Below are 24,846 nucleotides of genomic sequence, written 5' to 3'. Positions count from 1 at the left end.
TCTCTTTTTTGGATGGAATGTGTTTCTGCGTTCGCACTAGCGGAGCGAAACAAATCTGTCACCCCTCGCGCGCTCACGCGCGCGCCCGCACGGACAGACAACAGGGCCGGGGTGATGACAGCTGCTTTCGGAACGAAGCGCGCGCATGACAGTTGCAAAATCCGCCGATATAGGCTTGTTCAATGGCCATTCACGCGCCGCCCCCTAATCGGCGCACAACAGACTTAAAGTCGCCCATGGCTTCCCCCGCCCGGTGCATTGAGGAGATGATGATCATGCGTTTTGTTACCCCGGTGGCGCTCGTACTGGCTTTGGCAGTAGGTGGTGGCGCGATTAGCGCGCCTGCTTTTGCGGCCAAGAAGGAAGAGAAGAAGGCCGGACCGAAGCTCAATGTTTCGCCGGAAGTCATCAAGGCTCTGCAGGCTGCTCAAAAGGCCGCTGAAGCGCAGGATGTCGCAGGCGCCAAGGCTGCCCTGGCCGACGCCGACAGCAAGGCGAAGTCGAACGATGACAAATATCAGATCGGCGCCATCAAGCTGAACACCTCCATCGCGAGCAAGGATAACGCGCTGCAGGGTGAAGCATTGGCCCAGATGCTCGACAGCGGCCTCACGCCCGCCGACCAGGCTGGCCAGTTCAATGCGGTCGCTGCCGATCAGGCGCTGGCTGCCAAAAATTACGATCTGGCGATCCAGCGGGCGCAGGCCGCGCTTGCGGCGGGTTATAAGCCCGAAGCGATCAACCCGACCCTGGCCCAAGCCTATTTCGGCAAGGCGGGAACCGGCAATGCTTCGGCTGAACCCGCGCGCGGTTTCAACGTTCAGGGTCTTGCCGCGCTCAAGGCTGCTGCTGACGCCATGAAGGCTGCCGGGCAGCAGGTGCCGGCCCAATGGTATCAGATCGGCGTTGGCCGGGCCGAAGCGGCCAAGCTGCCCGAAGTGACCGAATGGGCCAAGATGGCCTATCAGGCTGACCCGAGCGGCGCGAATTTGCGGACGCTGGTGCGGCTGTTCCAGCGCGCCAATCCGAACATCACGAATCGCGAAAATCTCGACGTGTTGCGCCTCCTGTCGGCGTCCGGTGGCCTGGTGGTCGCAGGTGACTTCCTCGAATATGCCGAAATGGCGTCCAAGACCGGCATCTATGGTGAGGTCAAATCGTCGATCGACCTGGGCCGTTCCAAGGGTGTGCTGAACGCGACGCAGGGCAGCGAACTCTACCAGACCGCCATGGGGCGGATCTCTGGTGACAAGGGATCGCTGGGCGCGGCTGAAGCCGACTCCAGAAAGGCGGCCAATGGCAAGATCGCCGCGGCGACCGCCGACGCCTATCTGGGCTATGGCGACTATGCCAAGGCGGCCGCCATGTTCGAACTGGCGAAGGAAAAGGGCGGCGTTGATGCGGACGAAGTCAACACGCGCCTGGGCATCGCCAAGACCATGAGCGGCGACAACGCCGGCGCAAAGGCTGCGTTTGAAGCGGTACAGGGCGGCGCGCGCAAGCAGATCGCCGGTCTGTGGCTCGCCTATCTGGGCACCAAGGGCGCCTGACGGAATACGCGCCGTCGCCCTGATGGCGGCGGCGCGTTTTTGATTTTTTGCTGATATTGATGCGTCCGGGGAGGCTTTTGGGGCTATGCGATTTCTAACCTGTGTTTTTGCGGGCCTGCCGATTGTGTCGGCTGCGGCGTTGCTGGTGGCAACACCCGCGCTCGCGAAAAAGAAGGTTGCTGCCGGTCCCGTCATCGCCATGTCCGATGCGTTTCGTGCCAATGTGGCCGCTGCGCAGGCCGCGCTGCAATCGCGTGACGTGGCCACTGCCAGCGCACGGATCATGGCTCTGGCGCCCATGTCCGACATTGAAAATTATGTCGCGGCGGGGCTGCGGTTCGAACTGGCGGCCCAGCGCGGCGACGTGCAGGCGCAGCGTATTGCCCTGACCGACCTGTTCAAGACCAACGAGCTGCCCAAGAAGGATGCGCCGCGTCTGCGCTATGTCGCGGGCTATCTTTCCTATGCTGTGGGCAATTATGACGATGCGGTCGCGCAACTCGATTATGCCAAGACCCTTGGCTATGATCGGATAGATGCGCTGCTGCTGCGGGCCGATATTGCCCTGCGCCGCAACAAGCCCAAGGAGGCAAGGCCGTTCGTGCAGCAGGCGCTGGCGCGTCAGCGGGCGTCGGGTCAACCCGTGCCGCTCGCCTGGTCCGACCGGGCGATTTCGATGGCCTATCAGGCGGGCGACTGGACCGAGGTCGGTCAACTCTATCGCGAACGGCTGACCCAGGCGGGCGCGCGGGAAGATTGGCGCTCGGCGATAACCAATTATCTGTCGGCCGCGGGCATCGATTCGCAACTCCAGCTCGACCTGTATCGCCTGCAGGCGGCCAATGGCGCGATGGCGAGCGAGCGGGACTATCAGGCCTACGCCCAACTGGCGGAGAAGGCCGGCTATTTCGCCGAGGCCAAATCCATCATCGAGGCAGGGCGCAAGGTCGGCAAGCTGACCGCGACCCAGCCCGCGACCGCATCGCTGCTGAAAGCCGTAACGCCCAAGGCGACCAAGGAAATCGCCGCCCTGCCTGCGCAGGCGAAGAAGGCGGCGGCGGCGTCATCCGGCAAGGACGCGCAGGAGGTGGGTGACAGCTATTTTTCGCTGGGCCAGTTCCCCCAGGCGGTGGAGCAGTATCGCCTGGCGCTTGCCAAGGGTGGGGTCGATGCAGGCCGCGTCAATGCCCGGCTGGGCGTGGCACTGGCGCGGTCAGGCGATTTGCCCGGCGCGCAGGCGGCATTGAGCCAGGCCAGTGGCAACTGGGCCAGCGTGGCAGGCTTCTGGTCCGTCTGGGTTGATCAACAAAGCCGCAAGGTCGCGTGAGGATGTGCCGGATCAGCCTGTGATCCGGCCACAGCCTGCCACTTATACCGGCAAAGGTACGCCCGGCAGGTTTTTCGACGTGCGGATGGTAAGCGAGGTTTTGACGCTCACCACGTTGGGCGCTGGCGTCAGCTTGGACGTCAGAAATTGCTGAAAACTCTGAAGGTCTTTCGCTACAACCTTCAAAATAAAGTCGATTTCACCGTTCAGCATGTGACATTCGCGCACTTCGGGCAGCTCAGCGACATGGTCCTGAAACGCTTTGAGATCGGCTTCAGCCTGGCTTTTCAGGCTCACCATCGCGAACACCGTGATCGTATAACCCAGCATCCCCGGATCGACCACGGCATGATAGGAGGTGATGGCGCCTGCTTCCTCCAGTGAACGGACGCGGCGCAGGCACGGCGGCGCGGTCAGGCCCACCTTGCGGGCCAGTTCCACGTTGGTCATCCTGCCATCCTGTTGCAATTCGCCCAGAATTTGCAGGTCAATGTCGTCGATATTCGGGCCGGCCATTATTGTGCTTATTTCCTGTCCTGATTTCCTGTCCCATCATAATAATGTTTCAGGGCAATGCAATTGTCCCACTATGCGACGATCGCTTTCGTTCGCGTAACCAACCCCTTTTCCTTTGCAGGGCTAGGGCTTATCGGTAGTGCGTAACAGCCGCTGCGCGCACCGGGCACCGGTTTGCGCCACGGCCATATGGGGATTATTGGTGCGTTTCAACGATCTGATGCAGACAGTGCTGGCCGCTGACGACCGAGCCGGGCTGGGCGCGGTGACGTTGTGGCGTCAATGTGTCGATCTGCTGGCGCAGCATGATCGCGCCGACCGTATGCCGATGGCGGCGGACCAGCGGGCTGCCTTGCTCGATCGATTGTCGGGGCTACGGTCCAAAATGTCGGAAACGCAGCGCATTGCGACTGTCGTCGAACTCGGCGGTCGGCTGCGGTCGGCCAGCCTGGTCGAATTTTTTGCACATGACCGACCCTCTATCGCCGCCGCCGCGATGGCGCGGGCGCAATTGCCCGACATGGTTTGGGATGATCTGCTGCCGCGATTGACGCCTACTGCGCGTGGTGTCCTGCGCGGAAGAAGGGACATCGGCCCGGCGACGCGACTGGCGCTCGAAGCCTTTGGCCCGTCCGATCTGGTGCTGACGACCGTGCGTGACGACATGGTGGGGGACAGCGACATGCTGCTGACCGCCGATATGATCCCCGCGAACGATGTGCAGGAGCCGGAGGTCGAGGCCGGCACGGTCACGCCGCTCCGCGCGCCAGTGGGCGACAAGGACCAGATTCGCAATCTGGTCGATCGGATTGCCCAATTTACCAGCACGCGCTCACCGCCCCAGCCCCTGGAACCGCTGGCGGACGAACCGGCTGACCGCAGTGCCCCGCCGCGCGATTTCGCGTTCGAGACGGATGCCGCCGGGGTCATTCTGTGGATCGATCGCGGGCCACGCGCGGCGCTGATCGGCCTGTCGCTGGGGGATGCGGCGCTGGAGGGGGGCAGCGGGCCGGACGGCCATGTCGCGGGCGCCTTTGCCCGGCGCAGCGGGTTCCAGAATGGCCGTTTCGCGATTGTCGGTGGGACGATGGCAGGCGAATGGCGACTGTCCGCCGCGCCCTTTTTCGATCCACGCTCTGGCCGGTTTCAGGGGTATCGCGGTCAGGCGCGTCGCCCCTTCCTGCATGAAGTGGCGGTACAGCCAGCGCCGCCGCGCGACGGTCTGAGCGGTCTGTCGGCGGATTCGCTGCGCCAGCTTGTGCATGAACTGCGCACGCCCCTGAACGCGATTCTGGGCTTTGCCGAGATTATCGAACAGGAATTGTTCGGTCCTGCGGGCGCTGAATATCGTGATATGGCTGGCAATATTGCGGTCGATGCACGCCATCTGCTTGCGGCATTCGATGATCTGGATCTTGCTGCCCGCGTGTCGCGCGGCGACGATGTCAGCACGCCGCAACTGCTCGATCCCGAACTGCTGGTGCGCCAGATCGCCAGTCGCTTCCGTGATCAGGGTGGGGCGTTGGTCGATATCGCCATAGCAGCCAGCCTGCCGCCGGTGCAGATCGACCCGGTGCAGGGGGAGCGCATGGTGCAACATCTGCTGCGCACGCTGATTTCGGTAGCGCCAAAGGGGGAAGCGGTGACGGGCGCCTGCTGGTTCCAGCCCGACGGGGGCAATGGGCGCGTGGTGCTGGCCATCGACCGGCCATCAAGTCTGGCAGGTATGGAAGAAGCGCAATTGCTCGATCCCGGCTATACGTCCGATGGCGACTGGGCCGATGGGCCGCTGCTGGGGCTGGGCTTTTCGCTGCGTCTGATCCGCAGCCTGGCCGGAACATGCGGCGGCAGTCTGGATGTGGAGCCGGGGCGCTTGCTGCTTGCCATCCCCGCCGCCAGCATTGCGGAAGATACGCAGCACGCTTGACGGGCACGGCAACCCTATGGCAACCATTGCGCGCTAAGGGGAGGGGCATGACTGTTTCCTCCCATGACGGCAACCTGCTGGTCCCGCCTTTGCCGCAGGACAGGATCGCCCTCGATCCCGCCTTCGGCACCCGGTTCATGCTTTTCGTCGATACCGAAGAGGAATTCGACTGGAACGCGCCGTTCAGCCGTACCGGCCATGGCGTCACGGCTCTGTCCGGCATGGCGCGCGGGCAGGATTATTTCGCGGCGGCAGGTATCAAGCCGGTCTATGTCACCGATTATCCGGTGGTCGATTGCGACGCGGCATCAGCGATGATGGCGCAGTGGGTTAGCGATGGCACTGCTGATGTCGGCGCGCATCTTCACCCCTGGGTCAACCCGCCCCATGTCGAGAAGGTGAACGCCGCCAATTCCTATGTCGGTTTCCTGCCGGAAGCGGTAGAGCGCGCCAAGCTGGAGGCGCTATGCCGCCGGATCGAGGAACGCTTTGGCCAGCGACCCATCGCCTATCGCGCTGGCCGCTACGGCGTTGGCCCCAACAGTGCGCGACTGCTTGGCGATGCCGGGTTCCGCCTCGACAGTTCGGTGCGCAGCCGCTTTGATTATAGCCAACAGCATGGCCCCGACTTTTGCGGATTGCCCCAAACCCCCTATTGGGCAGGGCCGGACCGGAACCTGGTGGAACTGCCATTGTCGACAGCCTTTGTCGGCCTGCTGCGCGGTGCAGGTGAGCGCCTTTATCGCGCAGCCCAGACGATGGGACCGCTCGCCGGCGCCCTGTCGCGCGCCCGCATGTTGAGCCGCGTGCCGCTGACGCCAGAAGGCATCTCCGCATCCGAAGCCATTGCGGCAATCGATGCCCTGATTGAAGAACGCGTGCCGGTTCTCAATTTCAGCTTCCATTCGCCCACGCTGGAGCCTGGCCATACCCCCTATGTCCGTAACGAAGCCGACCGCGCCGCCTTTTACAATTGGTGGGACAGGGTACTGACCCATCTGGCGAAACGGGGCGTAAGGGCGGCCAGCCTCGATCAGTTTCTTAACGCCGTGCCCATGCGTATCGAGACTTGCCAAGCGGCGTGATGCTCCTTAATCGGGCGTTCGTCGACAAGGTGGGGCCTGTAGCTCAACTGGTTAGAGCTGTCCGCTCATAACGGATAGGTTGCGGGTTCAAGTCCTGCCGGGCCCACCACATTTCCTAATCATGATCTCTATAGCGCATTTCCGCTACAGGCTTTCCCGTGGTCGCGAGATGCGCCTTGTCTCACGACATCTCACCCTGGCGCGGCCCACAGGGGGCACCGACGGGGGCACTGGAATAGAAATTGGGGGCATCCAGGCCATGATCGGACCCGAAAATAGTCAGGCGGCTACCTGGGCAAGTTGACGAGTGGCCTTTGCGTCGCTGACTGGCGGCAAACCGAACAGACGGCCATATTCGCGCGTGAACTGCGATATGCTCTCGTATCCGACTGCGAACGCGGCGGTTGCCGCGCTAACGCCCGCAGAATGCATCAGCCGCCGCGCCTCGATCAGGCGAAGCTGCTTCTGGAATTGTAGTGGCGAGAGAGACGTCACCGCCTTGAAGTGCTGGTGGAACGAGGACGAGCTCATTCCGGCAGCGGCAGCGAGGCGGTCTATCGGCAGAGGCTTCGCGAAGTCAGTGCGCAACAAGGCTACCGCGCGGGAGACACGTTCAACATGGCCATCGGGCCAGCCGATCCGCCTGATCGCGTCTCCATGCCGTCCCGCCAACAGCCAGTAGTGCATTTCGCGAACGAGTTGCGCCTGCAGCACCGGCACGGAAGCCGGCCGATCGAGCAGCCGCATGAGACGCAGCGCCGCATCGGCCACTTCGACGTCAGTTTGATCGACCCGAACCGGCGCTAAATCAGAGCAGTTCACAGCCTTCATCTGTCCGGCGAGGTCAGCAATGATCGCCGGGTCCAGCTCTAGGACCAGCGAATAATATGGCGCTGCGATGCTGGCGCGCGTGATCTGGCTGATGGTCGGCACGTCGGCGGTGATCAGCAGCGAATCGCCGTCCGAAAAGTCGAAGCTCTGCGTTCCCATCGTCACGCGCTTCGCGCCCTGCACCACGAGGCAGAGCAAAGGCCGCGAGATATCGTGCTTCAAGTCGCCCGTCGCGGTCGCGCGCACGGCGAAGACGCCCTGAATCGGCGTTGGCGCTATACCCTCGCGATCTGCGTGGACTTCAGCGTGGCGGCGGACGGCGTCAAGCAGCGTGGTCATTTCGCTACCATATCGCGTTCGAGACGATCGCGCACCATCTTTCGGAGAATTAGGCAAAGATCGTCGAGCTTCCGGCAACACCGGCTCGCCCCAGCGTGACACAAGGGATTCACCGAAAAGAAGGAGACCTGTCATGACCAAGATCGCACTTGTTACCGGCAGCAGCCGCGGGCTCGGCCGCAACACCGCGCTCGCCATCGCGCGCAAGGGAGGCGATGTGATCGTCACCTATCACAGCCGCTCCGGCGACGCCGACAAGGTCGTCGCAGAGATTCAGGCAATGGGTCGGAAGGCTGTCGCGCTGCAACTCGATACGGGCAACGTCGCCGGTTTCGCCGACTTTGCGACGCGGCTCAAGGATGTGCTGGGCACGACCTGGCAGCGCGACACCCTGGATCATCTCGTCAACAATGCCGGACATGGTGACTATGCGCTCATCGCCGACACCAGCGAAGCGCAATTCGACGCGCTGATTAACGTGCATTTCAAGGGCGTGTTTTTTCTGACCCAGACGCTGCTGCCGCTGATCGCCGATGGTGGGCGCATCGTGAATCTTTCGTCGGGGCTGACGCGCTTCTGTGCGCCCGGCTTCGGCGCCTATGCAGCGGCGAAGGGAGCGATCGAGGTTCTGAGCCTCTATCTCGCCAAGGAACTCGGCAACCGCGGTATCGCGGTCAATACCGTTGCCCCAGGCGCGATCGAAACCGACTTTCTCGGCGGTGCGGTTCGCGACACGCCTGACATGAACCAACAATTCGCCGACATGACCGCGTTGGGACGCGTTGGCGTACCTGACGACATCGGACCGATGATCGCAAGCCTGCTCGGCGAAGATAATCGCTGGGTCAATGCTCAGCGCATCGAGGTTTCGGGCGGCCAGGCCATTTGAGAAAGTCTATGGCAACAGGATCACCGGGCCAACAAGATATTCCGCCCACCATTTGCATCCTGACGCAATGGCGCAGCTTGTCTAGGTTACGCATTGTGTAGATCGCCTTGAGGCAAGGATCTTCGCTCAGCAGCGCGGTTGTCTGGAGGATGCCGAATTCAGACATCAGCGCTGCTGATTACGCAGTCGCTCCTTTTCTTCGGTCTGCCAGACCGTGTCGCCGCTTTGCCAGTTCGCCGGACAGCCAGTGCAATCCTTCATCCAGGCATCCTGAAACACCGCAAAGCGGATGCGTGACCCATCCATGATCGCCTTTTCCAGATTGGCTTCGTAGAATTTCGCTTCCAGCAGATCGGCGTGGATCAGCTTGGCCTCCTTGAAGGACGCGCCTTTCAACAGCGCCTTTTCGAGTGTCGCCGCTGTAAAATCCACGCCATCAAAGATTGCATGTCCCGCCCTTGCAAAAGCGAGATTGGAACCGCGCAGCGATGCACCCGTCAATTGCGCGCCGTTGAGGAACGCGATGGACAGGTCCGCCCCATCAAGATCAGCCCCGTTCAGATTGGCGCCGCTCAAGTTCGCATGGCGCATGTCAGCGCGCGACAGCTTGGCTCCACTAAGGTCTGCGCCTGTCAAATCGGCGTTCGCCAGATCGGCAAAGCGCAAGTCCACACCGGGGCAAGATGTGCGTGGGGCGATGGTGCATCCATTCACGATCCACGGGGTCGGACGCTCTTCGACATTGACGATCTTCTGCTGTGCATAGGCAGGAACAGCAGCCGCGACAATCATCAAGGCAAGGCAGGCGAAGCGCATGGGATGGTCCGATCCACGACAAAAGGGGGTGTCCGGGCGGAGACGCGAGGGAGGTCGCGGTCCGCCCGGACGCTTCGCGCGGAGTGTCGGGCTCCGCGCCAAGACAGTTCAGACTTCAGGCAATTCGAACACCCAGAAGGAGCCGCCCTGACTGACCGTGCGCGTTAGGTCGGCCATGTCGCCACCCCATAGCGGCACCGCGCCGCCATAGCCGGACGCCAGGCCGATATATTGTTTGCCATCCTCTTCCCAAGTGATGGGAACGGACACCACGCCCGATCCGGTCTGGAATTTCCAGAGCTCTTCGCCGGTCTTGGCGTTGAAGATTTTCACATAGCCATCGCTTGTGCCCTGGATGACGATATTACCCTTGGTGGTGACATTGCCACCCCAGAGCGGCAGAGGCTCCTTGGCTTCCCATGCGATCTTGCCGGTCTTGGGATCCATGGCCCTCAGCACGCCGACATGATCGTCGAACTGCTTGCGGATGCGGAATCCCTGACCCAGATAGGCCGCCCCCTTGTTGTAAGTGACATTTTCCGTCCAATAATCTTCCGACCAGTCGTTGGACGGGATGTAGAAGAGACCGGTGCCGGGGTTATACGACATGGGCATCCAGTTGGTGCCGCCCAGGAAATTGGGTGTAACCCGGATGCTTTCGCCCTTTTCCTTGCCTGGCGCGGGCGGCGGCGGGCGCTGTCCGGGATTTTCGATCGGGCGGCCGTTGGCGACGTCCCATTTGCTTGCCCAACTGATGTCGGGAACGAAGGGATAGATGCCGAGCGCGCTGCCCTTCTGCTTGCTGATCTTTCCGTCCCGCTTGGTCAGCTTGTCGAGGTCGGTCACGAAGAAATAGCCGTTGCGGTCGGCATGGGCGCCAGCGCGGATCGTCTTGCCGTCCTTTTCCAGATCGAACAACACGATCGGGTTGTTGCCCGAAAAGTCCCAGGCGTCATTGGGCGTGTGCTGGAAGAAGCCAACCGGTTCCCCAGTCGACGGTTCGATATAGACCTGTCCCGACGTATAGAGGCTGTCGCCGGGCGAGCGCTTCCATGTGTTCCATGGCGCAGGGTTGCCGGTGCCGATGACGATGGTGTTGGTCTTTTCATCATAGGTGGCCGATTGCCACGGCGCACCGCCGCCATGATTCCAAGCCTCGACCTTCTTGCCGTCCTTGTCATTGGGCCAGCTGGGCGCTTTGGGATCGCCGGTGAAGGTTGAGGGTTTTCCGTTCAGGCGACCCTGATGCCCTTCCACCATCGGATGCATCCAGATTTCTTCGCCGGTATCGGGATCGCGGGCATATAGTTCGCCCACCACGCCGAATTCATCGCCGGACGACCCGTGGATCAGCATGACCTTGCCGGTCTTCTTGTCCTTCACGATGGTCGGCGCGCCAGTCATGGTGTAACCGGCCTTGTGGTCCTGGAATTTCTTGTTCCACACGACCTTGCCGGTCTTGCGGTCCAGCGCGACCATGCCCGCGTCCAAGGTGCCGAAGAAGATCTTGTCGCCATAAATGGCCGCGCCCCGATTGACGACGTCGCAGCAGGGGCGGATGTCGTCAGGCAAGCGGGCCGTGTAGGACCAGATTTTCTTGCCCGTCTTGACGTCCAGCGCGAAGACGCGGCTATAGGATGCAGTGACATAGATGACGCCATCATAGACCAGCGCCTGACTTTCCTGACCGCGCTGCCGCTCGTCGCCGAAGGAGAATACCCATTTGGGCACAACCTTCTTCGCGTTATCGGCATTGATCTGATCCAGCGTGCTGAACCGCTGCGCCTTCACGCCAAGGCCGTACATCAGCACATTGTCGGTGCTATGTTCGTCGTTGAGGATATCTTCCCACGACACGCCGGCCTTTGTGAAATCATGCTTCTGCGCCGCAGGCTGGCTGATCGCCGGCATCGCAACCAGCATCGCCATGGCCGAAACCAGCAGACACCGCCGTCTTCCCATCATCGCATCCTCCTAAAGCCCGACTGCGGTCATCACCGCTTGTCGAAACCAAGAGTAAGCGGGGCATTATGAGATGGTCCTGATAGCTTTCTGAGAAACTGCTCAGAATAGCTTATGCTTTGGTCTGATGACGAAGCAGAAATCCCACGCCTCGGACGGTTGAAAGCTCGGGCGCTCTCTCGTGCTGCGACAGATACCTGCGGAGATAGCCTACATAGACGTCGACGGCATTTTCGGTGATTTCTGCATCCTGCCCCCACACTTCATCCAGTATCTGTCCTCGCGTGACGACTTGCCCCGCTTGTCGCGCAAGGCAATGCAACAGGTCGAACTCACGGCGACTGAGAGGGAGCAGCGCTTCACCCACGCGCGCCGATCGGCTGCGCAAATCGACCACCAACTCATCCAGCACGATCCGATCCCGCGATTGGGCGGCGCTGCGTCGGATCATGACATTAAGCCGTGCGAGCAATTCCTCGAACGAGAAAGGTTTGGTGAGATAGTCATCGGCGCCGCAGCGAAAGCCGTCCAGCCTGTCCTCCAGCTCCGCACGGGCGGTCAACATGCAGATGGGAAGGTCATTGCCCCGGGCACGGGCTTCACGGCACAGGTCCGCGCCGTCCGCATCTGGCAGCCCCAGATCCAATATGGCTGCATGAAACTGGCCCGATGCCAATCGCGATTGCGCCCGACGTCCCAGCGTCTGCCATTCCACGGCATAGCCTTCTGCTGTCAGTCCGCGATGGACGAACCGGCCGATTCCCGGATCGTCTTCGACCAGCAATATCCTCAAGCCCGCGCCGGGAGCCTCAGCGACACGCATAATCCTTCTCCATCATATCTGTTAAAGGCGCTGATCCCGCCGGCATGGGCATGCACGATCCAGCGCGCGAGCGACAGGCCAAGGCCAGTGCCGCCAAGTGAACGGCCTGCCTTACCCTGCGCATAGGGATCGAAAATCCGCTCCAGTTCGCTCTCAGCAACGCCCGGTCCTTCATCCGTGACGACGATGCCCACTTCACCCTGCTCATATGTCCCGCTCAATCGCAGCGTGCCGCCCGGTGGCGAGAATTTCACACCATTGTCGATCAGGGCAAGCATCGCCTGCCGCAGCCGATCAGGGTCGCCAATGACCGGCATCGGTTTGTCGAGCGAGCTCAACTCCAGTCGGACACCGCTGGCGGAAGCAAAGCCGGCCGCACTCTTGCCGACCTGTTGCGCAAGGTGCGCGAGGTCCACGGGACTGGAGCGCAAGGGCAGGGCACCATCTTCGGCGCGCGCCAAGGTCAGCAAATCATCAAGCCGCCTTTCAAGAAACAGGTTGCTGTCCAATATCTGATGCAAGGCGTCCCGCAGCGCCAATATGTTGTCATCAAAGCGCAGGGCCACTTCAGCCTCGCCACGCATCACCGTTACCGGTGTGCGAAGTTCGTGGCTCACCTTTGAAAGAAATAGTCGGCGGCGCTGATCGGTGACGGTCAGTTTTTGGTTCAACCGCTCCAGTTCGCGCGTTCGCGCGGCCACTTTCGCTTCCACCGCCTCCGCCATATTCTCGAAATGATCGATCAACCGCCGCACTTCCGACAGATGACTTCCGGGCAATGGCTTTCGTCCATCCTCGCGCGCGATGGACTGCGTCGCATGAGCTACCGCTTCAAGCGGCTTCACAAGGTGCCGCCAAAGAAATACCGCTCCTCCAAACGGAAGGGCCAGCAGGACGATACTGATGGCAAGGATCAATCGCCACGCGTCGCGCTGCGCCTGTCGCGCCGCCTGTGTCGCCACTTCCGCTTCTCTGTTTTCCTTTGCCGCGATGTGCCGGACCATTGCCCTGATGTCTGGCAAGGCAGGGGAGCCGGATCGTAGCAACGAGACCAAATATCGTGCGTTGGCCTCTTCCTCTGCCTGATAGCGAAGCTCCGGCTCAGTGCCGCCGATCAAAGCCGTTTCTGCTGATATGCTCTCGAAATACGCTCTAACGGCGTTGCTCAATTCATTCTGAGCTGCGCTGGAATGGTTCAGCAGGATCTGCGCAGCTTCCGCGTCTATCCGTGCCAGCAATAGAACCTGCTTCTGCGCCATGTCCGCGCGCTGCGAGAATATATGGGTAGATCCCTGCAGGTAGATTATTGTGCTCAGCAATGCCCCAAGGCCCATTGCGATCGCTATGGCCCCAGTCAGGAACAGACTCCGAAAGCCTATCAGAGTCCGCACGATTCTCTCCTGCCCTTAGCCTCTCTAAGGAGAGGCTAAACCAAACCGGCCTTGGCGTCCCTTATACCTAGGGAGGAGGGACAATGCGCCAGCGCCTTGACAAGGAGCCATCGTCATTGCCCCGGTCGACGGCTTCTATGGCAAGCGGACCTTCATAGAATTAGCGTCAATGAGCGACGTTGCCCTACGCCATCGCTACCTCAAAGGCCCCGACAGTTCAGCGACCTGCTCGGAACGCAAGTCGATCGCACATTTGCGCGCTCAGGCGCCTTTCATCTTCTTGCGATGTTCCCGCATCATCATATGGCAGGCGAGGCGGTCATGGTCGTCGGACTGGCGCTTCTCCCAAGGCGGCGACCAGTCGGCAGGCGGCTCGCCACAAAAATAGCCGCCGCGCCGAGAGCGGGTCGTCGCATCGGCTGTGGTCGAAAGCGCGGTGGCGATCAGCCCAAGCGCGAGTATCAGTTTGCTAAACGGCATGGCTGAACCGCGTTTCCTGCGGGCGGAGATAGGCGTCGAAACAAGCCGCGACCGACCGGGCGTATGGTTGCGCCTCCGGGCGGATCTCGATCATTCCGTCGTGCAGGCGGGCAATCCCCATATTGATGAATTTGGCCAGGTCGCGCGATTGAACGACCCCGTCGCTTGGCGCTGCGCCGTCGCACAGCAGGCGCTCGATCAATCGCCCGCGCTTCTGATCGTCGGCGCTGCGCCTTACGCCGCGGGTCGCCGTCAGCCGCTGTTGGCCGATCATGTCCCGATAGGGCCCGGCATTTTTCTCATTCTGCACGATCAGGTCGGGAAACTGGCTGATCGCGCTGGCCCCCAAGCCGATCAGCACGTCGCTGTCATCCTCGGTAAAGCCCTGGAAATTACGCCGCAATCTGCCGCTGGTCGCGGCCTTTGCCAAAGGGTCGCCGGGCAGCGCGAAATGATCGAAACCGATGGCGCGATAGCCTGCGGCAGTCAGCATCGCATGCCCCTGTGTCGCCATGGCGAAACGCATGGCCATGTCGGGAAGATCGGCCTGCGATATGCGGCGCTGGCGGTGCAGCAGATGGGGCATATGCGCATAGCCGAACAGGGCGATGCGCGATGGCGCCAGACGGATGCTCGTCTCCAGCGTTTCAATCAGGTCCGCTTCGCTCTGACCCGGCAGGCCGTACATGAGGTCGAAACCCACGTCGATATGTGCCCGGCGCAGCCCCTCAACCGCCGCTTCCACCATCTCGACAGGCTGCACGCGCCCGATGGCCTGCTGGACATGCGGCGCGAGGGTCTGGACGCCCAGATTGACTCGCGAAACGCCGATCTGCCCCATGGCGTCGATCCACGCCCGGTCGAGGCGGCGGGGATCGATTTCGACCGATAGCGCAGCATCGCTGGTGTCAAAGCACAGCAGCAACTGGTGATTGAGGCGCACCCAATCGACCAGCGGCAGCGAATTCGGGCTGCCCCCGCCAAATGCGATATGGGTGACGCGCCGCCGCCCGCCCAGGCGGGACGCGACCAGCGCGATCTCCTGCTCCAGCGCATCGACATAGGTGGCAAGGCGGCGGGGCCGTGTCGCAGCACCAGTGTTGCACCCGCAATACCAGCAGATGTCGTGGCAATAGGGGATGTGCAGATAGAGCGAGATCCCCGCATCCTGCGGAAGCCTGTCGAGCCGTTCCTCCAGCGCTTCGGCCCCGACGGCGTCGGTGAATTGCGCGGCGGTCGGATAGCTGGTGTAGCGCGGCACCGGGGCCGCCAGCAGATCGGGATGGTATCGGAACATGGAAAGCGGCCTGCCATCTGCCGCGCGTCCCCGCATTGCGAAAGATCAAATCTCCGATTGCGCGGCGTCAAGGAACGACCGGCCAGCCCGGCCTACAAGGCGTCATTGACCGCAACATCAGGGACGGAGACAATAATGCGTATAAAGACTTTCTTGCTGGCTGGCGCGATGGCGGGCGCACTGGTGGCCGGTCCGGCTCAGGCCAAGCAAGGCGACATCCTGCTGCGCGTACGCGCGATCATGGTCGCGCCGAACGAAAAGAGCGGCAGTGTCCTGCCCGCCTTTCCGGGCGAAAAAGTGTCCGTCGACAACAGCGTCATGCCCGAAATCGACGTCACCTACATGGCGACCGACCATATCGGTTTCGAACTGATCGCCGCGACCACGAAGCATAGCGCCACCGGCCGCACGGGTACGACCGGCAGCATTGGCAAGCTGGCCTCGACCTGGGTATTGCCGCCGACGCTGACGATGCAATATCATCCGGTCGTCGACGGCCCCATCCGGCCTTATGTGGGGGCGGGCATCAACTATACGCTATTCTATGCAGAAGATGCCTCCACGGCTCTGGAGACAGCCGTGGGCAAGACCAAGGTGCATATGAAGGACAGCGTCGGCTGGGCGGGGCAGGTCGGGGTCGATGTCGACCTGAACGAGAAGATCTTCCTCAATTTCGATGTCAAATATATCGACATCAACACCAAGGCGCGATTGGCGACCACGGCCGCCGGTGTCCAGCGCGTCAAGCTGGCGCTCGACCCGTTGGTATTTGGCGTAGGCGTCGGCATGCGCTTCTGATCGAACACTCGCCCACTACGAAAAATGGCTCGGCCGATCCGTCGGCCGAGCCATTTTTCGTCGGCGCGTCGGGCAGTCCCGCGCCTGTTGAAGCACCGGCGCAGAACAGGGCGTTACCGATGCGAGGCAGGTTCAGGCCGCTGGCTGCCAGCGCGTGATGCGGACCAGCAGATCGAGCAGCTTTCGCTTTTCCGCAGCGGTCATGAGCGTATCAAGGTTGGCGTCATGGCTTCTTGCATGTCTGGCAAGAATGACGACCTTTTCCTGACCCGCTGGCGTAAGATAAAGATGCTGTACGCGGCGGTCCTTGCTGCTCTTCTCCCGCGATATGAGGCCTTGCCGTTCGAGGTTGCCCAGATGAGGGGTGAGGGTGGACTTGTCGCGGCCATTGGCCGAACTGATTTGCGATGGCGTGATGCCGGGATTTTCCTCGATCATGCGCAAAACGGCATAGTCACCAGGCTTCAGTCCATTTTCTTCGGTGATGCGGCGGAATTCCGAAAATGAGGCTGACTGTGCAAGGCGCAGATTGAACGCGATGCTTTGCGCGAACTCGCTTGGGTGGAACTGCCAGCCGTCGCCGGGCTTGCCGGTCGGATCGGACGGCTTGTTCTTGTTTGCCATATGCTTTCAATCTCTTCGCGTTCGTCGTTCGTGCGTCGGCTCAGCCGCCCTTGCTCCTGCCGGAATGGAGCGAGGGCGGCTGGCCGGGCAGGTCAGATCGGGAAATGCCCTGCCTGGGTCTCCATGGTTATCCAGCGCTGTTCCGTAAAGCTGTCGATACCAGCCTTGCCACCGAAACGGCCATAGCCCGATGCGCCAACTCCGCCGAAAGGCATCTGCGCCTCATCATGCACGGTCGGGCCGTTGACGTGACAGATGCCGGATTGAATGCGCCGGGCGATTCGCAGTCCGCGCGCCGTGTCGCGCGTGAATACTGCCGCTGACAGGCCATATTGGCTGTCGTTGGCCAGTTCGATCGCATGTTCCTCGTCGCGCGCGCGCATTACCGCGACGACCGGGCCAAAGCTTTCATCGCGGTAGAGGTTCATTTGCGAGGTGACGCCTGTCACGACCGTCGCTGGCATCAGCACGCTGTCACCCTTTCCGCCTGCGGCGACGCTGGCGCCCTTGGCCACGGCGTCGTCGATCAGGCTGTTTACATGATCCACAGTCTTGCGGTCGATCACGGCGCCCAGCGGCGTCTTGCCTTCGCGGGGGTCGCCGACCATCAGCGTCCGGGCTTTCGCGGCGAATTTCTCTATGAACGCATCGGCCACGCTTTCGACCACGATGATCCGTTCGGTCGACATGCAGATTTGACCCTGGTTCATGAAGGCGCCGAATGCCGCCGCCCTGACCGCTTCGTCAAGGTCGGCATCTTCGAGCACCAGCAACGGTGCCTTGCCGCCAAGTTCGAGCAGGCACGGCTTCAAATGCTCGGCCGCGCGTTTGGCGATGATTTTGCCGACCCCGGTCGAACCCGTGAAATTGATGCGCTTTACCTCCGGCGCATCAATCAGCGCGCCAACCACTTCGGCGGCATCCTCCGGGGCGTTCGTGACGATATTGACGACGCCTTCAGGGAAACCCGCCTCTGCAAACGCCTCGACGATCAGCATGTGCGTACGCGGGCAGGCCTCGCTGGCTTTCAGGATCACGCTGTTGCCGCAGGCCAGCGGGGTCGCAATGGCGCGCACGCCCAGAATGATCGGCGCATTCCAGGGTGCGATGCCCAAGATCACGCCAACCGGTTCCTTGAGCGCCATGGCGATGCAGCCCGGCTTGTCGGACGGGATCACTTCGCCAGTGATATGCGTCGTCAGCGCCGCCGCCTCGCGCACGATGCCTGCCGCGAGGCCAAGATTGAACATGGCCCATCCCGCAGTGGACCCGGTCTCGTTCATCATGGCGGCGACAAAATCGTCCTGGCGCGCTTCCAGCGCCGCTGCGGCTTTCATGAGCACGGCACGGCGGTCATTGGGGCCCATCGCCGCCCATGCGGGAAAGGCGGTCGCGGCGCGCGCAGCCACTGTGTGCGCGTCAGGAGCCTTCATGGCGGGCGCCGATGAAGCAATTTCCCCGGTGAGCGGGTTCAGGCGTGTAAAGGTCAATCTATCCTCCTTGCAGGCCGGTTTCCGGCCTTTCATACCATGTAGAAATCGGCGACCGTTTCGATCCGGTCATTCATAAGAGTGATCGTTTTGGCAGCAATCCTTAACTCGCCGGCTTGGCTGACGAACTGGTAGTCGTAACGCCCGAACAGGCTGCGCTGTCGCTGACGCTTGGGTTCGTAGATGTGCGAGCAGAACGCTGCTGTCGCGCTGTCTGGCCCTTCGACGATGATATTGGTGACCTGATGGCAGACGCGCGCCAGAATATCCGATGCGACCGACATGCCTGAGGTCGCACGCCACACGCGGTCCTCCAGATTGTGCCGCCCCTTATAATAGAAGTGCGACAGTTCAGCGTCTGGATCGCTTGTCGTCGTGTCTTCGTCAAGCCAGGCGGGCATCCAGAAAACGCAGTCCTCGCTATAGAGATCGAGCCATTCGCGCCAGCGTCGCCGGTCGAGCAGCATCGCCTCGCGCGTGATCAGCGCTGTCGCCTCAGCCAGATCAAGCATCCAGTGTCTCCCGCGCAGCACCCGCTTCCATCCGCGCCAGCCAGGCGCGATAATAGCTGTGATAGAGCGTTTCATCGCAGAGCATGGCGTCGCCGAGCACGCTGCGCGCCGGGTTCATTTCCAGAAGATCGGAAAAGGCGTTTCCGCCGGTCACGCTGGCCGTCGCGCCGCGACAATATCCATAGGCCCAGCTTTGCAGGCGGTTGGCATTACCCGCCTGGCAATCTTCATAGCTTACGGTGTCGTCTGGCGTCGCCATGCCGGTCGGATTGAAAAAATCCTCGTAATTCCGAATTCGCTGGCGGCGGGCTTCTGCGCTCTCTCCGCGCGGGGCGATGCAAAACGTGCGCATCTCGGTCTTGTTCGCCGCTAAGGGGCGGATGATACGCAATTGGCTCGATGCGTTTTCGGCAAGTTGCAGGTTAGGAAAAATGGTCAGGTTCCGCATGTTGAACATCCAGTCCCGGCGGGCGGCGCCATAGCGTTCAGCCAATATTTCGGCGCGCTCGAACAGGGGAACGGCATCGCTGACGCCGATCAGCCCCCAATTGAGCACATGCCCTTCGTCAAAGCTGTAAGAGCCGCCGGTGATGCCTTCGGCTTCCTCGCTCCAGTTCTTGTCCTTTTCCCAGATCGACCGCACCGATTCCGTCCGTCTTTCTTTGGCGCGCTTGTCCAGAAGGCGGATGTAGGATGGATGGGCGGATGTGAAATGATAGGCGTCGGAGCAGTTTTCGAGCTGGTATTTCCAGTTCCCGTCGAATGTGAAGACGATCTCGCCGGGGACAAGTTCAAGGCCGCCCTCTCCTTGGTCCGCCGACAGGTCCAGCAGGCGCCGGGCTTCGCCCAGATGCTCTTCGATCGGGCAGGTCGGGACGAGGCTGCCGAACAGAAAGCCGCGATAGTTGGCAAAGGCTGGCAGACGCGGCAGGTTGCGATCGCGGCCGATAAATTCTTCCGAATAGGCGCCTGCGTTCATGCCCTTGACCGCGACGTTGCGGCCGGCGCTGTCAAAACTCCAACTGTGGTAGCGGCAGACATGAAGCCGCCCCTTGCCGGTTCGGCGGTGACAGATCAATGCGCCCTTGTGCGGGCAGGCGTTGACGAACGCACCCAACGTTCCTTCACCATCGCGCATGACGACGATCGGGGTGTGGCCGATGGTGACGGTGAAATAGCTATGTTTTTCGGCTGCCTGGCTATCCATTCCCAGGAACACCCAGCCGCCTTCGAAGATGTGGCGGATTTCCCGCTCGAACAGGGCCTCGTCGGTGAATGCAGCGCGGTCGACGCTGAACCAGCCATCTGAAGGGCGGTCATCGACCAGCGCCCTGACATTTTCAATCGTCACTCTCTGCTCTCCTCAATCCCATTTCTTCTTCTCGTTGTGGCTGTGCGCGCCGACCGGAGGCCAGTTAGCGTCGGCGCGCACAGGGCAGGTCAGCTCTTCACGCGCAGGGTGAGATACCACTGACGCGGCGGCGAATAGCCGACACCGACAAAGCCGATCGCACCCGGACCGGATTGATCATAGCCGCCGACCACGAACCGTTTATCAGTTATGTTCTTGACCCCGAAGGTGAGACCCCAGCGGTCGCCGGCGTCGTCGAAGGCAATCGAACTGTTCAGCAGGCCGACATTGCCCGATTGCAGATAGGGTGAATTTTCTGCGTCCGGCGACGTGTTGCTCTTGTAGTTATAGTCGCCGTTCCATGTGATCCGGGCGCCGCTGGCCAGATCGTAGCGGTAATTGGCGCCAAGGGTGACCGACCATTCCGGCGCATTGACAAGATTGTTGGTCACAGGGATCGTCGCGCCGGGCGACATTCTGGAATAATGGGCGTCGAGATAGCCCAAACCAACGTTCAGTCCGAACCCGCCGAATCTGGCATCCGCCTCTGCTTCGAACCCGCGGATCGTCGCTTCGCCAGCGTTCTTGAACACGGGCGAAATGGCGATGATCTCGGTAACCTGTATGTCTTTGTAGGCAGTGGTGAACGCAGCCATGTTCAGCCGCAGGTGCCCATCCAGCAAGGTGGATTTCAAGCCGATCTCATGCGTGTCGGCCCTTTCCGGCCGGAAGGTCAGATCGTTCGCCGTCGTTGTGGAGGGCGACAGCAGGCGGGTCGTCCACCCGCCGGACTTGAAGCCCTGGGCGAACGAATAATAGAACATGACGTCCCGGTTGAATTTATACTCCGCACCGGCCTTGAACGAGACGTTGCTGAAACTCAGCTTGTTCATGCCAAAGGGGTATAGCCGCGTCAGGTCGTTCTGGTCGGGAAGGAATGGGAGCGGGAGCGAAGTCACGACATTCGGATCAACGCCAGCGCCAGCCCGCGCCCAGAAGGCGTTCAGGTCCTGCTGATCACCCCGAAACCGCTTGTTTTCCTTCGTGTAGCGCACCCCGAATGTGAGACCGAACCGATCCGTGACATCGAAATGCTCATGCATGAAAGCCGCATAGGCCTTGTTGTTGAAATGGTTCGGCCCATAAATCTGGATCAGGCCTTCCGCGAATACCGGCGTATCCAGCAGACTGCCCGTTTCGGAGAAATAATAGAGGCCGACCGTCCCCTTCAAACGACCGTCGAAATTGTCGTGGTTTAGCTGAAGCTCCTGCGAAAACTGCGTCTGGTCCATGGCGAACGAGGCATCGTTCAGGATGATCGGCGTCGCCGCGATTTCGCTGCCGAACCGGGACTTCAGCGAGCGGTAGGCGGTGATCGACTTGAGCGAGGCGTTGTCCGCGACTTCCAGATTGCCCGTCAGGGAGAGGCCCCACGAGGTCAAATTGTCGAAGTTGCTGCCGCGTGCATAGCTTTTGTCGATGTCGCCAGTGACGAAAGCATCGGAGATCGGCAGACGATCATTATTGGGATCGGCATCGACATTCACGCCATAAAAGCTGGTGCCCACGACGCCGCGCGCGCTACAGACGGCAATCGGCGCCTGACCGAAAATGCAGCCATTATAGGCGGACGCGACGGTGCCGTCATTGGCCCCCGCCTTGGTAAACAGCAAGGTGCTCGGTCGGGCTTCCTGCTGGGCGCGCGTGTAATCGGCGGAGAGCAGGAAATCCAGCTTGTCGCTGGCCAGCCATTTCAGTTTGAAACGGGCATTGAAGGCGTTTTCGCCGCCCTGCGTGTCGGAACCGCCAGGCGTCCCGACCTTGCGGAACATGCCCTGATCAGTGATCGTGCCGGGTAGTCCGGGGAAGGGGATGCGCTTCTGATAGCCGTCGCGGTGCTTGTAGGAAAAGGATGCCTGCGACAGCAACATGCCATCGATCAACGGTATGTCGATCGATCCGCGCACATCGGTGCGGCTGAAGCTGCCGGTCGTGCCTTCAAGCTGATAGCGAAAATCCTTTGCAGGGTCGCGGGTCACGATGTTGAGCGCGCCGCCGATGGTATTTCGGCCGAACAGGTCTCCCTGGGGGCCTTTCAGCACCTCGATACGCTCAAGGTCCAGCAGGTCGACCACCGCGCCCAGCGACCGGGCATAATATACGCCATCGATATAGACGCCGACGCCCGGTTCAAGATTGAAGGCGAAATCATTCTGGCCGATACCGCGTACGGTAGCGACCAGGATCTGCGAGGAACCAGCGAAGGAGACGGTGTTCTTGATCTCTATGTTGGGAACATAGCCGCCGATCTGACCGACACTGGTGATGCCCTTCTGTTCGAGGGCCTGGTTCCCCAGCGCGGAAATAGCGATCGGCACTTTTTGCATATTCTCCGATCGCTTCGTGGCGGTGACGACGATTTCGCCGACACTGTCGTTCGATGCCGTATCGGCTTCCTGTGCAAAGCCCGTGGGCATCGCTGCGAACATGCTGCCCAGCAGCAGGGCCGCGCGTAATGTGCGGCCGTTGGCCATCTTGTTTTGATGTTTCACTTTCCCCGAACTCCCTGGTTCATGCCGCACTCCCCATTTCGGGCAGAACGTGCAGCTATCCTCTATGAATAGAGGGGGCCGGAAAGACTTGTTCGAGCTGGTTCCCAAGCTTGTTCAGAGCGGAATCACGCGGTGTCAGTGCGCTATCCCGATCGCACCGCACAGCCGGTACTCGCGTGGCGTCATGCCGAATTTGACCTTGAAAGCCTTGCTGAAATGGGCTGGATCCTTGAACCCCAGATCATAGGCGATCGCGGTGATCGATCGCTGGGCGCCCTGGCTCTCGCCCAGCGACTTGAGGCTTTCCTCCAGCCTGCGGTGCCATATCCACTCGGACAGACTATGCTGGCGACCTTCGAACAGCTTACGCAAGTAGCGGCTGGAAACACCCAAGGCCTGGGCCACGCTTTCGCAGGACAGGCTTTCATCCAGCAGATTGTCTTCCACGAAGCGCAATGCCCGGTTGAGGAAAAAATGGTGCCCTTCGCGGACGGGGGGCACGCTCTCCCCGGTCAGATCCTTCAGGGACGCGGTCACAAGATCGAGCAGTGTGTTGCGCAATTGCCGGCCGCTCATGGGTGAAACATCTTCCAGTTGCGCGCTCAGCTGACGGATATAGGTGGAGGCGATGGCGCCCATCCCCCTGTCGCCACCAACCGCGCGGGACGTCAGCAACGAAGGATTGAGCAGCCGGTCGTTGATTTCCTTGCGACTGAACCGCAGGACCGACTGCACGAATGGCTGGTCCAGAACGATGCGATAGGGTTCTGCTGTGTCGTAAATGGCGAACTCGCCCGGACGCAGGCGGGTCATGCGACCGCGCTGTTCGATGCCCATTTCACCTTCATGTATGATGCTGAGCAGAAAGTCATCGTCCTTGGAGCGGGCGATGCGCTGCGCATCACGCACGACCGTGTGCGGGGTAGCGGCAACGGTCGCGAAAGACACGTCGAGCAGGCGGCGGCTCTGGATCTGGCCTTTGAACCTGTCGCTGCCATGCTGACGGCAATCGAGTTCGACAAAGGTTTCGCAAACGGTGTCGCGCCAGAAGGAAAATGACGAACAATCACGCTGAGTGAAGGACCTATCCGCTAGCTGCATGACCACATCCTTTCGAAAACGAATATCTGCACTGGATTGCGTGCCACTCAAAACAACCGACTATACCCCTGCAACCAAGACTCTGTGTTCGGGCTTGCGATAACTGTCATGCCAAGTTGAGGGTGCAGGTCGCACCTGGAGGCGCGATGGAGAGCTTATCCGATGACGAAAAAGACCGCCTACAAAGTGGCTGCCGTTCAGGCGGCGCCGGAGTTTCTCGATCTGCGGGGCAGCGTGGACAAAGCCATCACGTTGATCGAACAGGCGGCGCGGGAAGGGGCCAGCCTGATCGCCTTTCCAGAATGCTGGATTCCGGGTTATCCTTTCTGGGCCTGGCTCGACGCGCCAGCCTGGGGCATGAAGTTCGTTCAGCGCTATTTCGACAATGCGATGACGGCCGACGGGGTGGAGGCGCAGCGGCTCTTGCAGGCGGCGATCGACAACGACATCTTCGTGTCGATGGGCTATGTCGAGCGCGCGGGCGGCAGTCTCTACATTGCGCAGCTGTTCCTCGATCCCGAAACGCGAACTGCAACGCCGCGACGCAAGCTCAAGGCCACACACGTCGAACGGTCTGTCTTTGGCGAAGGCGACGGCAGCGATTTTGCCGTTCATGACACCCGCCTTGGGCGGATCGGCCAGCTGTGCTGCTGGGAACATGTCCACCCGCTCAACAAATATGCGATGTATGCGATGCACGAACAGGTCCACATCGCCGCCTGGCCATGTTTCTCGCTCTATCAGGGCAAGGCCTATGCCCTTGGGGCAGAGATCAACACCGCGGTGTCGCAGGTCTACGCCCTTGAAGGCGGCTGCTTCGTGATCGCCGCGACCAGCGTGATGACCAAGGCGCATCAGGACATGCTCTGCGAGACGGAGACGCACCGCGACCTGCTGCCGCTGGGAGGCGGGGCCTCGATGATATTCGGGCCAGACGGCTCGCCCCTGTGCAAACCGCTGCGTCCCGACGAGGAAGGTTTGCTTTATGCCGATATCGACCTGGGCGTGATTGCGCTCGCCAAGGCCGCAGCCGATCCTGTGGGGCATTATGCGCGCGGGGATGTCTTCAGGGTCTATCTGGACAACAGCCCGCGTTCTGCGCTGGAAGGTAACGCCCCGCAATCGCTGTCGCGCGCATGGCAACTGCTCGACCCGGCGGACTGACGATCCCGTGGGCCGCCGCCC

General features: G+C 61.3%; 22 protein-coding genes and 1 tRNA gene. 9 read left to right on the top strand and 14 right to left on the bottom strand.

What is annotated here, in order from left to right:
* Positions 1-275: 275 nt before the first annotated feature.
* A complete protein-coding gene (locus FE851_RS07620) occupies positions 276-1,550 on the top strand; it encodes a hypothetical protein (RefSeq protein ID WP_186378771.1) in 1,275 nt (424 codons plus the stop codon).
* A gap of 85 nt (positions 1,551-1,635) precedes the next feature.
* Positions 1,636-2,877 carry a hypothetical protein gene (locus FE851_RS07615; RefSeq protein WP_145201233.1) on the top strand — a complete coding sequence of 414 codons (1,242 nt, stop codon included), beginning with the start codon at positions 1,636-1,638 and terminating at the stop codon, positions 2,875-2,877.
* Between the two features lie 42 nt (positions 2,878-2,919).
* Here FE851_RS07615 and FE851_RS07610 read toward each other — a convergent pair whose 3' ends face one another.
* Positions 2,920-3,393, bottom strand: a complete 474-nt coding sequence (locus FE851_RS07610; protein WP_006950751.1) for an Lrp/AsnC family transcriptional regulator — start codon at positions 3,391-3,393, stop codon at positions 2,920-2,922.
* 199 nt (positions 3,394-3,592) lie between these two features.
* Here FE851_RS07610 and FE851_RS07605 point away from each other — a divergent pair, with 199 nt between their 5' ends.
* From FE851_RS07605 to FE851_RS07595, 3 genes are all read left to right on the top strand, one after another.
* Positions 3,593-5,320 (top strand): sensor histidine kinase, encoded by a 1,728-nt coding sequence (locus tag FE851_RS07605; protein ID WP_145201230.1) that lies wholly within the window; start codon positions 3,593-3,595, stop codon positions 5,318-5,320.
* A gap of 47 nt (positions 5,321-5,367) precedes the next feature.
* On the top strand, positions 5,368-6,405 hold the full coding sequence (locus FE851_RS07600; protein WP_145201227.1) for a polysaccharide deacetylase family protein: 1,038 nt from the start codon (positions 5,368-5,370) through the stop codon (positions 6,403-6,405).
* Between the two features lie 32 nt (positions 6,406-6,437).
* Positions 6,438-6,514 (top strand) — tRNA-Ile (locus tag FE851_RS07595).
* 170 nt (positions 6,515-6,684) lie between these two features.
* Here the strand turns inward: FE851_RS07595 and FE851_RS07590 are convergent.
* Complete coding sequence (locus tag FE851_RS07590; RefSeq protein ID WP_145201224.1) at positions 6,685-7,575, bottom strand: AraC family transcriptional regulator; 891 nt, start codon at positions 7,573-7,575, stop codon at positions 6,685-6,687.
* Positions 7,576-7,708: 133 nt separating this feature from the next.
* On the opposite strand from FE851_RS07590, the gene FE851_RS07585 reads away from it, so the two are divergent.
* Positions 7,709-8,464: an SDR family oxidoreductase gene (locus tag FE851_RS07585; protein WP_145201221.1), complete on the top strand. Its 756-nt coding sequence runs from the start codon at positions 7,709-7,711 to the stop codon at positions 8,462-8,464.
* A 165-nt stretch (positions 8,465-8,629) separates the two neighbouring features.
* Here FE851_RS07585 and FE851_RS07575 read toward each other — a convergent pair whose 3' ends face one another.
* The 4 genes from FE851_RS07575 to FE851_RS07560 form a co-directional block, all read right to left on the bottom strand.
* The gene (locus FE851_RS07575; RefSeq protein ID WP_145201218.1) at positions 8,630-9,280 is read right to left on the bottom strand and encodes a pentapeptide repeat-containing protein; all 651 of its coding nucleotides are present in this window, start codon (positions 9,278-9,280) and stop codon (positions 8,630-8,632) included.
* A 108-nt stretch (positions 9,281-9,388) separates the two neighbouring features.
* A complete protein-coding gene (locus tag FE851_RS07570; RefSeq protein ID WP_261370978.1) occupies positions 9,389-11,191 on the bottom strand; it encodes a PQQ-dependent methanol/ethanol family dehydrogenase in 1,803 nt (600 codons plus the stop codon).
* Positions 11,192-11,354: 163 nt separating this feature from the next.
* A complete protein-coding gene (locus FE851_RS07565; RefSeq protein ID WP_019052036.1) occupies positions 11,355-12,065 on the bottom strand; it encodes a response regulator transcription factor in 711 nt (236 codons plus the stop codon).
* Positions 12,032-12,910 carry a sensor histidine kinase gene (locus FE851_RS07560; RefSeq protein ID WP_261370977.1) on the bottom strand — a complete coding sequence of 293 codons (879 nt, stop codon included), beginning with the start codon at positions 12,908-12,910 and terminating at the stop codon, positions 12,032-12,034. Before FE851_RS07560 ends, FE851_RS07565 begins: the two co-directional genes overlap by 34 nt.
* Between FE851_RS07560 and FE851_RS26675 the strand changes: the two genes are divergently transcribed.
* Positions 12,800-13,108: a hypothetical protein gene (locus tag FE851_RS26675; protein WP_261371000.1), complete on the top strand. Its 309-nt coding sequence runs from the start codon at positions 12,800-12,802 to the stop codon at positions 13,106-13,108. The two genes, FE851_RS07560 and FE851_RS26675, sit on opposite strands and share 111 nt — an antisense overlap.
* A 609-nt stretch (positions 13,109-13,717) precedes the next feature.
* Here FE851_RS26675 and FE851_RS07555 read toward each other — a convergent pair.
* Together FE851_RS07555 and hemN are read right to left on the bottom strand one after the other, a co-directional pair.
* Complete coding sequence (locus tag FE851_RS07555) at positions 13,718-13,936, bottom strand: hypothetical protein (RefSeq protein WP_017183487.1); 219 nt, start codon at positions 13,934-13,936, stop codon at positions 13,718-13,720.
* Entirely contained in the window at positions 13,926-15,233 is a 1,308-nt protein-coding gene (gene hemN / locus FE851_RS07550) for an oxygen-independent coproporphyrinogen III oxidase (RefSeq protein WP_145201212.1), read from the bottom strand. The genes FE851_RS07555 and hemN overlap by 11 nt, the downstream gene beginning before the upstream one ends.
* Before the next feature lie 135 nt (positions 15,234-15,368).
* Here hemN and FE851_RS07545 point away from each other — a divergent pair, with 135 nt between their 5' ends.
* Positions 15,369-16,031, top strand: coding sequence for an OmpW/AlkL family protein (locus tag FE851_RS07545; RefSeq protein ID WP_086485483.1), 663 nt, complete (start codon positions 15,369-15,371; stop codon positions 16,029-16,031).
* Positions 16,032-16,163: 132 nt separating this feature from the next.
* Here FE851_RS07545 and FE851_RS07540 read toward each other — a convergent pair whose 3' ends face one another.
* From FE851_RS07540 to FE851_RS07515, 6 genes are all read right to left on the bottom strand, one after another.
* Entirely contained in the window at positions 16,164-16,655 is a 492-nt protein-coding gene (locus FE851_RS07540; RefSeq protein ID WP_086485484.1) for a MarR family winged helix-turn-helix transcriptional regulator, read from the bottom strand.
* 92 nt (positions 16,656-16,747) lie between these two features.
* Positions 16,748-18,145, bottom strand: coding sequence for an aldehyde dehydrogenase (locus FE851_RS07535; RefSeq protein ID WP_222422935.1), 1,398 nt, complete (start codon positions 18,143-18,145; stop codon positions 16,748-16,750).
* A 32-nt stretch (positions 18,146-18,177) separates the two neighbouring features.
* Positions 18,178-18,657, bottom strand: coding sequence for an aromatic-ring-hydroxylating dioxygenase subunit beta (locus FE851_RS07530; RefSeq protein ID WP_145201207.1), 480 nt, complete (start codon positions 18,655-18,657; stop codon positions 18,178-18,180).
* Positions 18,650-20,008, bottom strand: a complete 1,359-nt coding sequence (locus FE851_RS07525) for an aromatic ring-hydroxylating oxygenase subunit alpha (RefSeq protein WP_145201204.1) — start codon at positions 20,006-20,008, stop codon at positions 18,650-18,652. Before FE851_RS07525 ends, FE851_RS07530 begins: the two co-directional genes overlap by 8 nt.
* Positions 20,009-20,097: 89 nt before the next feature.
* Positions 20,098-22,560 (bottom strand): TonB-dependent receptor, encoded by a 2,463-nt coding sequence (locus tag FE851_RS07520; protein WP_130753104.1) that lies wholly within the window; start codon positions 22,558-22,560, stop codon positions 20,098-20,100.
* Positions 22,561-22,695: 135 nt separating this feature from the next.
* Positions 22,696-23,661, bottom strand: a complete 966-nt coding sequence (locus FE851_RS07515; protein WP_145201201.1) for a helix-turn-helix domain-containing protein — start codon at positions 23,659-23,661, stop codon at positions 22,696-22,698.
* A 162-nt stretch (positions 23,662-23,823) separates the two neighbouring features.
* Here FE851_RS07515 and FE851_RS07510 point away from each other — a divergent pair, with 162 nt between their 5' ends.
* Positions 23,824-24,825: a carbon-nitrogen hydrolase family protein gene (locus FE851_RS07510; protein WP_145201198.1), complete on the top strand. Its 1,002-nt coding sequence runs from the start codon at positions 23,824-23,826 to the stop codon at positions 24,823-24,825.
* Positions 24,826-24,846 lie beyond the last annotated feature (21 nt).

This window comes from Sphingobium sp. B2 (genome assembly GCF_007693735.1).
Classification (GTDB): Bacteria; Pseudomonadota; Alphaproteobacteria; order Sphingomonadales; family Sphingomonadaceae; genus Sphingobium; species Sphingobium xenophagum.
This window is presented reverse-complemented; position numbering and strand designations above follow the sequence as displayed.